Origin of the sequence: Streptomyces sp. NPDC102283 (genome assembly GCF_044766265.1) — a bacterium.
Classification (GTDB): Bacteria; Actinomycetota; Actinomycetes; order Streptomycetales; family Streptomycetaceae; genus Streptomyces.
In genome coordinates this window covers 41,813-56,664 of the sequence record NZ_JBIWLQ010000022.1, presented here as the reverse complement: position 1 = coordinate 56,664, position 14,852 = coordinate 41,813, and the positions used below count along the sequence as shown (strand labels likewise).

General features: G+C 70.7%; 11 protein-coding genes and 1 tRNA gene. 3 read left to right on the top strand and 9 right to left on the bottom strand.

The window, feature by feature from the left end:
• Positions 1-46: 46 nt before the first annotated feature.
• The 3 genes from ACIRJT_RS32405 to ACIRJT_RS32395 all read right to left on the bottom strand — a co-directional run bounded on the left by ACIRJT_RS32405 (position 47) and on the right by ACIRJT_RS32395 (position 5,496).
• Complete coding sequence (locus ACIRJT_RS32405; protein WP_403916308.1) at positions 47-2,119, bottom strand: tetratricopeptide repeat protein; 2,073 nt, start codon at positions 2,117-2,119, stop codon at positions 47-49.
• Positions 2,120-2,344: 225 nt separating this feature from the next.
• A tRNA-Met gene (locus tag ACIRJT_RS32400) sits at positions 2,345-2,418 on the bottom strand.
• Between the two features lie 42 nt (positions 2,419-2,460).
• Positions 2,461-5,496: a UPF0182 family protein gene (locus tag ACIRJT_RS32395; RefSeq protein WP_403916484.1), complete on the bottom strand. Its 3,036-nt coding sequence runs from the start codon at positions 5,494-5,496 to the stop codon at positions 2,461-2,463.
• Between the two features lie 135 nt (positions 5,497-5,631).
• On the opposite strand from ACIRJT_RS32395, the gene ACIRJT_RS32390 reads away from it, so the two are divergent.
• On the top strand, positions 5,632-6,192 hold the full coding sequence (locus tag ACIRJT_RS32390; RefSeq protein ID WP_403916305.1) for a PPA1309 family protein: 561 nt from the start codon (positions 5,632-5,634) through the stop codon (positions 6,190-6,192).
• 48 nt (positions 6,193-6,240) lie between these two features.
• Here ACIRJT_RS32390 and ACIRJT_RS32385 read toward each other — a convergent pair whose 3' ends face one another.
• The 3 genes from ACIRJT_RS32385 to ACIRJT_RS32375 all read right to left on the bottom strand — a co-directional run bounded on the left by ACIRJT_RS32385 (position 6,241) and on the right by ACIRJT_RS32375 (position 9,474).
• A complete protein-coding gene (locus tag ACIRJT_RS32385; RefSeq protein WP_403916302.1) occupies positions 6,241-7,356 on the bottom strand; it encodes a PDZ domain-containing protein in 1,116 nt (371 codons plus the stop codon).
• 399 nt (positions 7,357-7,755) lie between these two features.
• Entirely contained in the window at positions 7,756-8,217 is a 462-nt protein-coding gene (locus ACIRJT_RS32380; RefSeq protein WP_097870409.1) for a molybdenum cofactor biosynthesis protein MoaE, read from the bottom strand.
• Between the two features lie 105 nt (positions 8,218-8,322).
• Positions 8,323-9,474, bottom strand: coding sequence for an SDR family oxidoreductase (locus ACIRJT_RS32375; protein ID WP_403916300.1), 1,152 nt, complete (start codon positions 9,472-9,474; stop codon positions 8,323-8,325).
• Between the two features lie 190 nt (positions 9,475-9,664).
• On the opposite strand from ACIRJT_RS32375, the gene ACIRJT_RS32370 reads away from it, so the two are divergent.
• Together ACIRJT_RS32370 and ACIRJT_RS32365 are read left to right on the top strand one after the other, a co-directional pair.
• Positions 9,665-11,119: a zinc-dependent metalloprotease gene (locus ACIRJT_RS32370; protein WP_403916297.1), complete on the top strand. Its 1,455-nt coding sequence runs from the start codon at positions 9,665-9,667 to the stop codon at positions 11,117-11,119.
• Complete coding sequence (locus ACIRJT_RS32365) at positions 11,116-11,655, top strand: NUDIX hydrolase (RefSeq protein ID WP_403916295.1); 540 nt, start codon at positions 11,116-11,118, stop codon at positions 11,653-11,655. Before ACIRJT_RS32370 ends, ACIRJT_RS32365 begins: the two co-directional genes overlap by 4 nt.
• A gap of 78 nt (positions 11,656-11,733) precedes the next feature.
• Here ACIRJT_RS32365 and ACIRJT_RS32360 read toward each other — a convergent pair whose 3' ends face one another.
• From ACIRJT_RS32360 to ACIRJT_RS32350, 3 genes are read right to left on the bottom strand one after another with little or no spacing between them, the layout of a single operon-like run.
• The gene (locus tag ACIRJT_RS32360; RefSeq protein WP_403916293.1) at positions 11,734-12,489 is read right to left on the bottom strand and encodes an AIM24 family protein; all 756 of its coding nucleotides are present in this window, start codon (positions 12,487-12,489) and stop codon (positions 11,734-11,736) included.
• Between the two features lie 19 nt (positions 12,490-12,508).
• Positions 12,509-13,189, bottom strand: coding sequence for an AIM24 family protein (locus ACIRJT_RS32355; RefSeq protein WP_403916291.1), 681 nt, complete (start codon positions 13,187-13,189; stop codon positions 12,509-12,511).
• Positions 13,190-13,200: 11 nt separating this feature from the next.
• The gene (locus ACIRJT_RS32350; RefSeq protein WP_403916288.1) at positions 13,201-14,823 is read right to left on the bottom strand and encodes a TerD family protein; all 1,623 of its coding nucleotides are present in this window, start codon (positions 14,821-14,823) and stop codon (positions 13,201-13,203) included.
• Positions 14,824-14,852: the final 29 nt, after the last annotated feature.

Here is a 14,852-nt window from a genome sequence, read left to right as displayed (position 1 = left end):
TCGGGCGGCGCAAATTCATTCACCCCGGCCCGTGGGCTCGGCAGGGTTACGCGGTCAGCTCCTGGTGCAGCGCCTCGCGCAGCCGCGCGGCGCGCTCGGCCACCTCGGCGGGACCCAGCTCCACCGCCCGCGCACACCAGCGCTGCCCCTCGGTCAGCTCACCCCGGCGGGCGGCGAGGAGCGCCAGGCGCAGCGCGGCTCGGCCGTGCCCGGCGGCCGCCGCACGGCTCCACCACAGGGCGGCCTCGCGCTCGCTGCCCTCACGGGCCAGCAGCAGCCCGAGGTTGAAGGCCCCGTTGCGGCTGCCCGCCTCGGCGGCCTCCCGGTACCAGTGGGCGGCGCTCTCCGCGTCCCCGCGGGCGGCGGCGAGCATGCCGACCCGGACCTGGGCGCGACGGTGCCCCTGCTGGGCGGCCCGCTCGTACCACTCCTCGCACTCGGTCTTCTCCGGCATCGGCTCACCCAGCGCGGGCGGTCCCGGCGGCGGCTGGCGGGCGTCCAGCACCCCGGCCAGCCGGAACGCGGCCTCGGCGCTGCCGCCGCCCGCGGCGCAGCGCAGGTGCCGCTCGGCCTCCCGGTCCTCGCCGTCGCGCAGGAGGGCCATGCCGACCTGGAGCGCGGCGTCGGTGTGCCCGGCCGCCGCGGCGCGCTCGTACCAGCCCAGCGCCGTACGGTCCTCGTCGCGTCCGGCGTGCAGGATGCCGAGGTTGAAGGCCGCGTCGACGCTGCCCGCCTCGGCCGCCTTGGAGAACCAGGGCTCGGCCCCGGTGTGGTCGCCGGCCTGGAGGAGCAGCACGGCGAGCGCGTTGGCGGCCTCGCGGTGTCCGGCGTACGCGGCGCGGCGGTACCACTGCTCGGCCTGCGGGGTGCGGTCCTGGGCGGCGCAGAGCAGCCCGAGGTTGTACGCCCCGTTGACGTCGCCCGCGTCCATGGCGGCGCGGTACCAGCGCTCGGCGGTCTGCTGCTCACCCCGTGCGGCGTGCAGCGCGCCGAGCGCGTTGGCGGCGTTGCCGTCGCCGTCCTGGGCCGCGCGCAGCCACCACACGGCGGCGCTCTCCTCGTCGCCCGCGTCGCGCAGCAGGAAGCCCAGCGCACAGGCGGCGCGCGGCTCGCCGTCCTTGGCGGCGGTGAGGTACCAGCGTCCGGCCTCCTTGAGCTCGCCGCGCTGCTCCAGGATCGCGCCGAGGTGCAGGGCGGCACGCCGGTGGCCCCGGGCGGCGGCCTGGCGGTACCACTGCTCGGCCTCGCCCACCCGGCCGACGGCGGGTCCCGCCACGGGGCTGTCGCCGTGGGCCGCACTCCTGGCGCCCGCGGGACCCGTCGCCCGTCCGTCACGGGCGGGTGCGGGCGGGTCGCCGGGGAGGCCGAGGCCCGTTCCGGTTCGCCCGGAAGCGGCGCCCCGGCCCAGACCGAAGGCGTCGTGCGGGTCCTCGACGGCCTTCCGCTCCAGGGCGCGGGCCAGCCGGTAGGCGGCCTCACGGTGACCCTGTTCGGCGGCGGCGCGCAGCCAGCGCTCCGCGCCGACGTCGCCGCGGTGCTCCAGCAGGTCGGCCAGCGCGTACGCGCCCAGCGCGTGGCCCTGCTCGGCGGACTGGCGCAGCCAGTACTCCGCGCCGGGCTCGTCGCCGCGCTCGCGGAAGTGCCGGCCGAGCGCGTGCGCGGCGGCGGCGGAGCCGGCCACGGCGGCGATGCGCCACCAGCCGGCCGCCTCGTCCGGGTAGCCGCGCTGATGCAGCAGGACGCCCAGGTTGTTCGCGGCGGCCCGGTCCCCGTCGGCGGTGGCGGCGCGCAGATACCGCTCGGCACCGTCCAGTTCCCCCCGGCGCAGCAGCAGCGCGCCCAGCACGCTCATGGACGAGGTGTCCCCCGCGTCGGCGGCGCGCCGGTGGCGCGCCTCGCTCTCGGCACTGTCCGCGGCGTCGACCGCGTCCGTGGTGTCCTCGTCGGACGTGCTCGCGTCGGCGCTCGCGTCGATGGCGGCGGTCCGCTGGACCGGTGCGCCCGCCCCGACGATGGCAGCGGCGAAAGCCGCGTCTACCGCGCTTTCAGCATCATGGCCGCGCTGCTGCACAAACCGCCCTGTCTCCAACAGAGTTGCCCTGTCCCCCATAAATACCATCGTCGCACCACCTGTAACCCGCGTACACCTGGTATATCGCGGCCAGTGAGGTCACTACAGCGTTTTGTCGACATACCCACAGAGAGACAAGTCAAACACGTCTGAAAGCAACTGCTGCCCAGCGAACCGCACTTCACGCCCACAGCTTGGGACCGACACGGCCTGCACGCACAACAGCACGACGAAGGCCCGGATCCCAAGGGATCCAGGCCTTCGTCTTTTCAGTAGCGGGGACAGGATTTGAACCTGCGACCTCTGGGTTATGAGCCCAGCGAGCTACCGAGCTGCTCCACCCCGCGTCGTTGTGTTCAAACCGTACCACGACGCGGGGTGGACTCTTCTCAGCTGCCCTGGTCGGAGCCCTTCTCGGCTCCTTCGGTCGCATCCGGCTTCCTCACCGGATCCGCCTTGTCCGCGTCCGCCGGCTTCTCGGCGCTCGCGGGTTCGGCCGAGCTGTCCGGCTTGGCGTCGCCCGCCGGCTTCTCGGCGCCGTCGGCCTTGTCCCCCTCGCTGCCCGCCTTGGGCTGCGCGGCGGCGGCTCGCTCCAGGGCGTCCTGAAGAGCCTCCTGGGCCTTGCCGTAGGCCGGCCAGTCCTGCTCCTGCAGCGCCTCCTCGCCGTCGGAGTACGCCTTCTGGGCGTCCGCGATGGCCTTCTTGAGCGCTGCGCTGCCGGTTGCCGGGGGCTCATCGGTCTCGCCCGGCGGCTCATCGGCATCGGGCGGTGGCGTGGTTCCGTCGTCCTCGACCCCGAAGACGGCGTTGAGCGCCTCTCCGAGGCTGTTCTCGAAGACGATCTTCGAGCCGTACGAGGCGGCCACCTTGCGCAGCAGCGGGTAGTTCTGGTTGCCACCGCGTGTGTAGACCGGCTCGATGTAGAGGAACCCGCCCTCCAGCGGAACCGTCAGCAGGTTGCCGTACTCGATGTCCGAGTCGGTGCCCTTCAGGTTTCTCACGAACTCGGCGACGTCGTCGTTGCCGTTGAGCTCACTCTGTACCTGGCCCGGGCCCTTCACGGTGGAGGTGACCCGTAGCAGCCGCATCTCGCCGTAGTCCTTGCTGGCCGCGTCCGCGTTCACCGCCATGAAGGCACCCAGGTTGGGGCGCCCTCGGGGAGTGAACGTGGTGGTCAGCGAGAACTGCTGCGCCTCCTGGCCCGGCATCTTCATGCTCAGGTAGTAGGGCGGGACGGAGCCGGGCTCCTTGTTGGTCGGGTCGTCCGGCACCTGCCACGCGTCACTGCCGCTGTAGAACTGCGCGGGATCCTCGACGTGATAGCGGGTGAGCAGCTCGCGCTGGACCTTGAAGAGGTCCTGCGGATACCGCAGGTGGTCCATGAGCTCCTGCGGGATCTCTCCGCGGGACTCGACCGTCCCCGGGAACGCCTTGCGCCAGGTCTTGAGGACCGGGTCCTTGGTGTCCCACTCGTAGAGCTTGACCTTGCCGTCGTAGGCGTCGACGGTGGCCTTCACCGAGTTGCGGATGTAGTTGACCTGGTTCTGCTGGGCGACGACCGCGCGCTGGTTGGTGGTCAGCGAGTCGGCCGTGGTGTCGCCGAGCGTGGTCCGGGACGCGTACGGATAGCCGTTGCTCGTGGTGTACGCGTCGACGATCCACTGGATCCGGCCGTCGACGACCGCCGGATAGGCGTCACCGTCGATGGTCAGCCACGGGGCGACCGCCTCGACGCGCTCCTTGGGCGTGCGGTTGTACAGGATCCGCGAGCCCTCACCGATGGCTCCCGAGTACATGATCTGCGGCTCGCTGAAGGAGACCGCGTACGCGGCACGGTTGAAGGTGTTCGAGAGGCTGACCCCGCTGTCGCCCTTGTAGCTGGTGGTCTTCTCGCCGTCCTCCTCGTAGTCGAGCTCCTTCTGGGGCCCGCCGACGATGGAGTACTGCTCGGTCTTCTCGCCGTAGTAGATCCGCTGCTCGTACTTGCCGAACTCACCGGTGGAGGGCAGCCCCGACTCGGTGAAGTCCGGGGACCCCGTCGGGTTCGTCCCGGTGGTCGTGCCCCGGGCAGCGATGGCGCCGTAGCCGTGGGTGTACGTGAAGTGGTCGTTGATCCAGTTCCGCTTGGGCAGGCCCTGGATGTTCAGCTCACGCAGACCGATGACGGTGTCCTGCTCCTTGCCGTCCTTGTCCTTGTAGCGGTCGACGTCCAGCGTCTTGGGGAACTGGTAGTAGTTCCTCCGCTGCTGGAGCTGCTGGAAGGCCGGGGAGACGACGTTGGGGTCCATCACCCGGTAGCTGGCGGCCGTGTTGGCCGCCGCCCGCAGCTTGGTGTCGTCCTCCGTCGTCGCCTGGCCCTCGTAGTCGTCCACCGTCGCGTCATCGATGTCATACGCGTCGCGTGTGGCATTGATGTTCTTCTGGATGAACTCCGCTTCCTTGGCCTGCTCGTTCGGCTGGACCTGGAACTTCTGCACGATCGCCGGGTAGAGCCCGCCGATCAGGATCGCCGAGAGCACCATCAGGCCGAAGCCGATGACCGGGAGCTGCCAGGTGCGGCGCCACAGCGTCGCGAAGAACAGCACCGCGCAGATGGCCGCGATGCAGAACAGGATGGTCTTCGCCGGGAGGTAGGCGTTGGCGTCGACGTACCGCAGGCCCGTCCAGTTGTCCGCGGCCTTGAAGTCACTGGACTTCACCGCCAGCCCGTACCGGTCGAGCCAGTACGCCACGGCCTTCAGGGAGACGAAGACGCCCAGCAGCACCGAGAGGTGGCCGGTGGCCGCCCCGGTGGCACGGGCGCCGGGGCTGGTGATGCGCAGCCCGCCGTACAGATAGTGGGTCAGCGCGGCGGCAATCAGCGAGAGCACGGTCGCCGCGAAGCCGAAGCCCAGCAGGAAGCGGTACCACGGCAGGTCGAAGGCGAAGAAGGCGACGTCCAGCCCGAACTGGGGGTCCTTCTGACCGAACGGCACGCCGTTGACGTACAGCAGCCACGTACGCCACTGGCCGGAGGCGGAAGCTCCGCCGATCAGTGCGACGAGCGCCGTGACGGCGAGCAGCACCCACTTCTTGTAGGGGGCGATGCTCATCCGGTAGCGGTCCAGGCTCTGCTGCTCCAGCGACATCGCGCTCAGCGGCGGCCTGAGCCGGTGCGCGAGCCAGATGTTCACACCGATGGCGATCGCCATCAGCAGTCCGAAGACGAGGAACAGCCCGATCTTGGTCCACAGGGTGGTGGTGAAGACGGATGAATACGCGACCGACCTGTACCAGAGCCAGTCCGTCCAGAACCCGGCGAACATGACGAAGGCCATGGCGAGAACCGCCAGGACACCCAAAGTCATGAGCAGGGTACGGGCGCGCCGGGACGGGCGGCCGACTCTGATCCGTGGCCCGGTCGGGCCTCCGCCGCGGTCCGGCATCTGGAAAGCCAACGTGCGCACCTCGTAGTTCGCGGTCGTGTGGACAGGCCCAGCGATCCTGGAGCCCACCTATGCAACTTACTGAGGCTTTACCTAGTTCCCGTTCCCGGGGCGGAAGGAGGCAGGATATTGCCCATGCCCAACGTTTCCCCCGCAGGACCCCCGATGGCCGCGAGTCCGCTCACCGTCGCCGTCCTCGAAATCGACGCCTATGCCTCCAACCTCGGCTGGGACCAGCCCGCCCGGCTGTTCGCCCTGGTCGACACCGCACAGTTGCGGGTCCAGGAGCCCGGTCTCGCCGCTCAGCTGGGCCTTGAGGACCCCAGCTCCTCCGTCGCCGCGCTCACCCCGATCGAGCAGGACGAGCTGCCCCCGGGCACCGCGCTCGACGACTTCCTCGGCACGATCGCCTGGCCCGACGCCGTGGTCGGCTGCGCCATGACGGTGGAGCGGCTGATGCTGCCGCCGTCCGCCGAGGCCTCCGTGCCGGACGGTCTGAACGACAAGCAGCTGACCCAGTGGGTCGCCAAGCACCCCGCCCGGCAGGAGGTACGGATGACCGTGGCCGTCCTGCGGGACGGGGCCCGCGAGTCCGCCGTACGGCTGCGCGAGAAGGACTCCCCCACCGAGGTGCTGACCGGCGCCGGTCTGGTGCCCGGCCTGGCCGAGGCGCTCGCGGCGACGTTCGAGTCCTGATCCGGCCGCTGCCCGGGGCCGTCGTACGGTCCCCGGGCGGCGCGGCCGTCAGCCGGTCGAGCAGCTCGGCAGGCCGGCGGTCTTCCCCGATCGGATCTGCTCCAGCGACTTCGTGGCGTCCTCGATGGTCTTGACCCGCACCAGGGTGAGACCTTCGGGGATGTCCGACGCGGCCGACGCGCAGTTGTCGTCGGGCGTGAGGAAGTAGCGGGCTCCGGCGTTCCGGGCGCCCACCAGCTTCATGGTGATGCCGCCGATCGGGCCGACCTTGCCCGCGTCGTCGATGGTGCCGGTGCCCGCGACGAACTTGCCGCCGGTCAGGTCACCCGGGGTGATCTTGTCGATGATGCCGAGGGAGAACATCAGCCCGGCGCTCGGCCCGCCGACGTCCGCGAGCTTGATGTCGATCTCGAACGGGAACGTGTGGTCCGTCCCGGCCCTGATCCCGACGATCGCCCGGTCCTTCCCGCCCTCCTCGCCGTCGCCCTCGGCGGCGGGAGCCTTAGCGGTCCTGATGGTGATCTTCTCGCCGCCCTCGGGGGCGCGGCCGGCCTTCTCGGCCGCGGCGGCGGTCTTCGCCGGGATGATGGTGAAGGTGACGTTCTCGCCGGGGCGGTGCTCGGTGACGAGCTTCGCCACGTCTCCGGGCTCCTCGACCACCGTGCCGTCGACGGCCTTGATCACGTCGCCCGCGTGCAGCTTGCCCTCGGAGGGGCTGTCCTTGACCACCGTGGAGACCACGACCTGGGTGGCGACCGGGATGTCCAGCTCCTTCAGGGCGGCCACCTTGGCGCTCTCCTGGGACTGGCTGAACTCCTCGGCGTTCTCCTGGGTGGACTGCTCCTCGGTCTTGCCGTCCGGGTAGAGCGTGTCGTGCGGCACCACGACACTGTCGTGGGCCAGCCAGCCGTAGACGGCCTCGAAGATGTTCATCCGGTACTCCGCGCCGGTGACACGGACCGTCGTCATGTTGAGGTGCCCGGATGCCGGGTACGTCTTGCGACCGGAGACCTGTAGGACGGGCTCGCCACGCGCGTCGCCCAGCGTGTTCACCGTCGGCCCGGGGGACATCTCCGAATACGGCACTTTGATCAGCACGCCTGCGCAGAGCAGCGCGATGAGGACGAGAGCGGAGGCGAGCATCGTCGCGGTGCGGCGTGGCATGGAACGACAGTACGGGAAGGGCCTGTCAGTGCACCGCCGGGGCCGGTCCGTACGAGGAGACCGGAACGCGGCGGAAAGTGGTCACGCGGCGTGCGCCGGTCTTCAGAGAGCGCCGGAACCGGAGTGCGATTTCTCCATCGCGTCACGGAACCTGGCGTAGCCGGCGAGTTCGGTGACATCGCCGGTCGTGCGATTGCGGGCAGCCCAACTCGCCCATATCGCACCACCGACAGCAGCGAAAAGTGGAATCAACAGCCAAGCGAGTGCCGCCATCACGACCTCCCTACCCCATGAGCGACCGGATGCCCGATCAGCAGATTAACGATCCGGAAGACCAACGCTCGTGGCGGGGGTGCGGTTACGCAAATCGGGGCTGATACGTCCCGGTCCGGTTTGCGCTCAGCAGGCTCCGACCCACTCCTCCGTGCCGTCCGAGAAACGCTGGTGCTTCCAGATCGGAACCTCGTGCTTGAGGTCGTCGATGAGCTTGCGACAGGCCTCGAAGGCCTCGGCGCGGTGCGGGCAGGCGACGGCGACGACCACGGCCAGGTCACCCACCTCCAGTTCACCCACTCGGTGGACGGCCGCCAGTGCGCGGACCGGGAAGTCCGCGACGACCTTCTCCGCCACTCGGCGCAGCTCGTCCTCGGCCGAGGGGTGACAGGAATAGCCGAGCGCGCCGACGTCCTGCCCCGCGTCGTGGTTGCGCACGGTGCCGACGAAGAGCGCGATACCGCCCGCCGCGTCGTCTCCGACGGCGCGGAAGACCTCGTCGACGGAGAGCGGGGAGTCCCGGATCGCCAGCAGCCGGACGGGGTCGGCCGCCGCGTGCTCGCCGGGGTGGTCGTGGGTGGGTGCCATGCTCCCATCGTGCCGTACGGCTCCGACATCCCGGAATTGCCTGATCTTCCGGCGGCCGGCCGGCCGGTTTGGAGCCTCCTACAGGGCCTCGCGCGCGGCGGGCGGTCAGATGCGGCGGCGGGCCTTGCGTGCGCGGCGCACCACGGCGGCAGCACCGAGCAGGGCGACCGTCGCTCCGGCGGCTCCGGCGGCGGTGGCGTCCTTGCGGCCGAGGCGGCGCCCGGCGAGCGTGTGGCGGCCCTCGACCTCTTCGAGGAGGGCTCCGAGCACCTCCTCGTTCGTCCACTTCGGCCGCCAGCCCACGTCGTGCAGCCGGCTGACACTGACCACCCAGGGGTGCATCGTGTACGCCAGGTCACCGGCCGGGGACGGGGTGAGGCCGATCCGGTGCAGCCGTGCGGCGGCCCCGAGCGCGACGGCGGACGGCAGCTCCATCCGGCGTACGCCGCTGAGCTCCTCGACCTCCTCCTGCTCCAGCCAGCCGTCGCAGCCGACCGCGAACTCGCCGTCGATCTTCTCCAGGGCGGCGTACTCCAGCGCCGTCACCAGGTCCTCGACGTGACAGAACTGCCAGGTGGGGCGCGATCCGGCGACGACCAGGAGGCGCGGGGACTCGAAGTAGCGGGTCAGGGCGGTGTCGGTGCCGCCGACCAGGACGGTGGGGCGCACGACGGTGACGTTGAGCCCGGGGTGGGCGCGCGGGGCCCGGCGGCCGAGCCGCTCGATCTCCAGGAGGTCGCCCACACCGGTGGCCTCGGCGGTGGCGCGCAGCTCGGCGTCCTCGGAGAGCGGCACATCGTTGTCGGCGAGCGCCCCGTAGACCATCGCCGAGGTGCACAGCACGACCCGGTGGACCCCGACGGCGGCAGCGGCGGTGAGCACGGTCTGGGTGCCGCGTACGTTGTACGCGGTGCGTGCGGCGGCGTCGGTCTCCAGATCGAGGTCGAGGGCCAGGTGGACGACGACGTCCGCGCCGCGCAGCTTCTCGGCGATCGCCGGATCCCGTACGTCAAGGATGTGCCAGGTCGCCTCGGAGACCTCTCCCCGGCGCTCGTCGATCGCGATGACCTGCTTGATCGCGTCGGATGCGGCAAGGTGGGCGGTAAGCAGTTCGCCGATGCCGGTGGCGGCGCCGGTGACGGCGACGACGGGGCCCCGGTTTCTGGGGGTCCTGGGGCGTTTCGTTTCGGGTGTGCTCTCGGGCGAGGGGTTGGTCAGGTTTCGCGCTGCGCGAACCTGCGGATCTGGGGAACTCACCGGGCGTCTCCAGCGGTTGTCTTCAGTACGTACCCGAATGACGCGTACGTACCAGGTGGCGTCCATCCTGCCGCAGGCCGGGAGTCGGCGGAGCACTGAGGCCCGAAGCGGGCGTGGTGTCTACGCTGGATGGTGATGTCGGGCAGTCGCCGTCGGTTCGAGCCGGCGGCCCTACGAGCCGAGGAAACCCGTGAGTGACACCCCATTCGGATTCGGCCTTCCGCCGGAGGAGCCGGAGAACGGCGACGAGGGCAAGAAGAAGGACCCCACCGAAGGTGGGCAGAGCGCGGGCGGGCCCGGAGGCCCGTTCGGTTTCGGGCCGGGAGCGGGCGCGGACAACCCGTTCGCCGCGATGTTCGGCTCGATGAATCCGAACGATCTCGGAGCCGCCTTCCAGCAGCTCGGTCAGATGCTGAGCTACGAGGGCGGTCCCGTGAACTGGGACATGGCCAAGCAGATCGCCCGCCAGACGGTCTCGCAGGGCGCCCCGGACGGCTCCAAGGACGCCAGTGTCGGCCCGTCCGAGCGCACGGCGGTCGACGAGGCCCTGCGGCTGGCGGACCTGTGGCTGGACGGTGTGACGTCGATGCCGTCCGGTTCCGTCTCCACCGTGGCGTGGAGCCGCGCGGAGTGGGTCGAGGCCTCGCTGCCAGCCTGGCGGCAGCTGGTCGACCCGGTGGCCGAGCGGGTGGGCCTGGCGATGGGCGATGTGCTGCCCGAGGAGATGCAGGCCATGGCGGGCCCGCTGATCGGCATGATGCGGTCGATGGGCGGCGCCATGTTCGGCCAGCAGATCGGTCAGGCCGTGGGCGTGCTGGCCGGTGAGGTGGTCGGTTCCACCGACATCGGGCTGCCGCTGGGGCCGGCGGGCAAGGCCGCGCTGCTCCCGCTGAACGTGGAGAGGTTCGGCAAGGACCTCAGCGTCCCGCAGGACGAGGTCCGGCTCTATCTGGCCCTGCGCGAGGCCGCTCACCAGCGGCTCTTCGCCCATGTGCCGTGGCTGCGGTCGCATCTGTTCGGCGCAGTCGAGGCGTACGCCCGCGGCATCAAGGTCGACACCAGCAAGCTGGAGGACGTTGTCGGCCAATTCGATCCCTCACAGCCGGAGCAGTTGCAGGACGCCCTTCAGCAGGGCATGTTCCAGCCGGAGGACACGCCGGAGCAGAAGGCGTCCCTGGCCCGGCTGGAGACGGCTCTCGCGCTGGTGGAGGGCTGGGTGGACGCGGTGGTCCACGAGGCCGCCAAGTCCCGGCTGACCTCGTCCGACGCGCTGCGCGAGACGATGCGCCGGCGCCGTGCCTCCGGTGGGCCGGCCGAGCAGACGTTCGCCACGCTCATCGGTCTCCAGCTGCGGCCGCGTCGGCTCCGGGACGCCTCGCGGCTGTGGGCCTCGCTCACGGACGCCCGGGGTCTGGAGGGCCGGGACGCGCTCTGGGCCCACCCGGACATGCTGCCGACGGCCCACGATCTGGACGACCCGGACGGCTTCGTCCACCACGAGCAGGCCGACTTCTCCGAGCTGGACAAGATGCTCGGTGAGGCGGCGCAGGGGCGCTCCGGCAAGCCGAAGGCCCCCGAGGCCGAGGGCGACGATCAGGGCGAGGGCAAGCGCGACGAGGACGGCAAGGACGGCCGCGACCAGTGACCCTGCACGACGACGCGACCCTCGTGCTGAAGGCGTACGGCCCCGAGGACGAGGCAGGTGGCCAGGCGGAGCTGCGTCGGGTCTACCTGGATCACCTGGCACAGCACGACGACGGTCTGTGGAAGGCGTGCGGGGCCGGGCATCTGACGGCCAGCGCGCTGGTGATCGATCCGGAGCGGGGGAAGGTCCTGCTGACCCTGCACCGGAAGCTCCGGATGTGGCTCCAGATGGGCGGCCACTGCGAGGATCAGGACGCCACCCTGGAGGCGGCGGCGCTCCGTGAGGCGACGGAGGAGTCCGGCATCACGGGGCTCACCCTGCTGCCCGGCGGACCGGTCCGGCTGGACCGGCACCCGATTCCGTCTCCCTGCAACTGGCACCTCGATGTGCAGTACGCCGCGCTGGCCCCGGCCGGAGCGGCGGAGCGGATCAGCGAGGAGTCCCTGGAGCTGCGCTGGTTCGGCTACGCGGACGTGCCCGGTGTCGCCGACGCCTCCGTCGTGCGCCTCCTGGAGGCGACACGGTCCCGGCTGTAGCGGCCGGCTGCCTGGATGTGCGTAAGGGGCGGCCTCCCGGAGGCCGCCCCTTACCGCTGTGCCCTGTGGGCGCCGGTGTCAGTTCCAGGCGTTGTTCTGGTTCTGGCCGTGGGAGCCCTGCTGGCCCGCGCCGAACTGGGCGCGGGCGCCCTGGCCGATCTGGGCGTTCTGCGGAGGCATGACCTCGCTCGGCTGGACCAGGGCGAAGCCCTGGCCGAGGAAGCTCAGCTCCCAGCCCTCTCCGGTGTTGCCGCGACGCCTGAAGACGCCCGAGGAGTGCGTCTGGGCCTGCATCTGCACGCGGAGGGAGCTGGACCAGGCGACGATCGCGTCCGCGTCGGCGTTCACGTACTTCTCGGGCGTGACCTGCATCATCAGGGGCTGGCCCGAGGTCATGAGGGCGACCTTGCCCGAGCCGGAGATGTTGAGCTGGTACTTGCCGCTCCCGGAGATCCCGTACTGGCTGTCCACCGCGATGACCTCGGTGTGCAGCGAGGAGTCGAGCGCGAGGACGTAGGAGCTGTCCACGGTCATCCCCTCGCGGTCGACGTCCACGACGTGGATGTACTGCGCGAGGTTGGCGAGGTAGACGGTGCCCTGACCGGACACGCGCATCAGGTCGAGGCCCTCGCCGGTGTTCGCGCGGGCGCGGCGCTGGCCCAGGGACTGGTATTCCCCGTCGAAGTCCATCAGACCCTGGTAGGCGACCATGGCGCCCTTGCGGGCGAGGACGTCGTCGTGGCCGGTCAGCGAGACCCGCAGGAGCTGCGGGTTCTGGATCGCGTAGCGGTCCTGGGTCTGCTGCTCGGTGTGGCTGAAAAGCGGACTCTGCATGATGTGTTCTCCCTCCCCGTCAGTTCCGGATCCGCAGCCGGTCCGTGCTGTCCTCGCTCGGCTGGACGACGACGATGCCCTGGCCGGAGAAGGCCATCTGGTACGCCTCGCCGCTGCCGCGACCGATCAGCGAGCCGGCCTTGAAGCTCCGCTTGCCCTTCACCTTGAGGTTCGGGGACCAGGCGACGAGCGCGTCCGGGTCGACGTACGTCTCGTCCTCGCCGCGTCCGCAGTCGACGACGATCGGAGTGCCGCGTGAGGTGATGGCGACCCACCCGGTGCCCTGGACGACGACGTTCCACAGGCCCTGTCCGGCGAACTTGGCAAGTCCCTTGACCTTCTCGACGCCCCAGGTGAGGTGGGCGTCGAAGGCGAGGAGGTTGGTGCCGTTGACGGAGATGGAGTCGTTGTCGAGGTTGACGACGACCACGTCGGCGCCGTAGTCGGCGAGGTAGAGCAGTCCGTCTCCGGAGCACTTCATGACGGGCGCGCCCTCGCCGGTGATCCACTGGGAGGCGATCTGCCGGGCGGCGGGCGGATTGGGCTCGTACTGGATGAAGCCCTCGTACGCCACCATCGAGCCGGTGCGTGCGAAGAGGTCCTGCCCGGAGGCCATGGCGACCTTGAGCATGGTCTTGCCGTGATTCTCCATACGGGCCGTGACAGGGGTCGGGGCGAAGCCCGCGAGTTGCTGGTCCATGACGGGCTCCCTCAGACCTCGTAGGGCTGGACGACGATGAAGTTGCCGGGGGCTCCCCGGAACTGGAGGTTCACGGTCTCCCCGCTGTGTCCGGGGTACGCGTTGCGGCGCAGCCGGACCTGGCTGGAGACGATCACCTGGGAGGCGGCCGACCAGGCGACGACGGCGTTGCAGTCGGCGAACGTGGTGGGCGTGACCGGCAGGACGACCGGGGTGCCGTGGGTCTTCACGATCACGGTGCCGGTGCCCTGGAACTGCATGGTGAACAGCGCGCCGCCGGGTATGCCGTGCCCCTCGACCCTGCGGACCTCGTACTGGAGGGACTCGTCGAAGGCGAGGACGCTCTCGGCGGAGACGCAGATGGCATCGCCCTGCAGCTCGATCGGGTGCAGATGCGAGCCCTCCTCGGCGAGGAAGACCTGACCGCGGCCGGTACAGCGCATCAGCTGCATCTCCTGGCCGGTGGCGTTTCCCACGGCGCGGCCGACGAACCCGGCGCTCTTGTAGCCGAAGTCCACCTTGCCCTGGTACATCACCATGCTGCCCTGGCGGGCCAGGACGCCGGCTCCGCCCATGGTCAGGTCGACCCGCATGAGCTGCTGGTTCTGCGGGGTCCAGCGCTGCCCGGTCGCGGTCTCCTTGTACGGCTGCAGGGCCGCACGGAGACCCGCGCCCGTGGCCGGCACTCCTTGGGGCACGCCCTGCGGGACACCCGGCGGCATGCCGACGGGGGGCTGCTGGCCGTACGGGGCCGGCGCGGGCTGACCGTAGGGAGCGGGGGCCTGCTGGCCGAAGGGGGCGGCGGGCGGTGCTCCCTGGCCGGGGACCTGGCCGAACTCGGGCTGGTGCGGCTGCTGGGGTTGGCCGTACGGGGACGGGGCCTGGGGCGCCTGCGGCGTCTGAGGAGCCAGCGGGGCCGCGATCGTCGGCGCCGCGTGCATCGGCTGCTGCGGTGCGGGCGGCGGCGCGGGCGCGGACGGGGCTCCGAAGGACGGCGCGGGCTGCGGGGCCGCGGGCGGCGCACCGAAGGCAGGAGGTGCGGCGGCCTGGGCCGGCGGGGCGAATCCAGGAACGGCGGCCGGGGCGGCGGCGGGCGGCGCCTCTTCCTCGGCGACCTCGCCGCCGAAGTTCTTCAGGAGCGCGTCGAGACCGCCGTCGAAGCCCTGGCCGACGGCGGCGAAGCGCCAGACGTCCTTCAGGTAGAAGTCGCCGAGCATCACGGCGCGCTCGGTGGTGAACTCCGACCCGGTGAAGGCGTACCGCACCACCTCCTCGCCGCCCGCGACGATCCGGATGTACCCCGGACCGATCTGGGACATCTGCCCGGAACCGTCGAGCGTCGCGGTGAAGGAGAGCTTCTGGATGGCTGCCGGAATGCGGTCGAGCGTGACGCGGAAGGACTCGGTGTCACCGGACTGCGCGCCGAGGAGCTGGATGGACTCCTCGGGCGATTTCGGCTGGTTGAAGAAGATGAAGTACCGGTCGTCGGAGAGCTGCTCATGTGCGTCGAGGCCGAAGCAGCTGATGTCGAAGGTCAGCCCCGGGGCCGCGATCTGCACGCCTACGTACAGATCCGTCCCCGGCGTGAGATCACTGATCTTGGCCTTGTGGCCGCGTTGGAATTCCCTGGCCATGCGTAACGACCGTCCCCCATCCCGAAGGT

Bases quoted from the DNA above. Each gene is read 5' to 3' on its own strand.
- ACIRJT_RS32355 (WP_403916291.1), bottom strand. From the start codon at position 13,189: ATGGACCAGCAACTCGCGGGCTTCGCCCCGACCCCTGTCACGGCCCGT.
- ACIRJT_RS32385 (WP_403916302.1), bottom strand. From the start codon at position 7,356: ATGCCACGCCGCACCGCGACGATGCTCGCCTCCGCTCTCGTCCTCATC.
- ACIRJT_RS32395 (WP_403916484.1), bottom strand. From the start codon at position 5,496: ATGCCGGACCGCGGCGGAGGCCCGACCGGGCCACGGATCAGAGTCGGC.
- ACIRJT_RS32350 (WP_403916288.1), bottom strand. From the start codon at position 14,823: ATGGCCAGGGAATTCCAACGCGGCCACAAGGCCAAGATCAGTGATCTC.
- ACIRJT_RS32360 (WP_403916293.1), bottom strand. From the start codon at position 12,489: ATGCAGAGTCCGCTTTTCAGCCACACCGAGCAGCAGACCCAGGACCGC.
- ACIRJT_RS32405 (WP_403916308.1), bottom strand. From the start codon at position 2,119: ATGGTATTTATGGGGGACAGGGCAACTCTGTTGGAGACAGGGCGGTTT.
- ACIRJT_RS32380 (WP_097870409.1), bottom strand. From the start codon at position 8,217: ATGGCACCCACCCACGACCACCCCGGCGAGCACGCGGCGGCCGACCCC.
- ACIRJT_RS32390 (WP_403916305.1), top strand. From the start codon at position 5,632: ATGCCCAACGTTTCCCCCGCAGGACCCCCGATGGCCGCGAGTCCGCTC.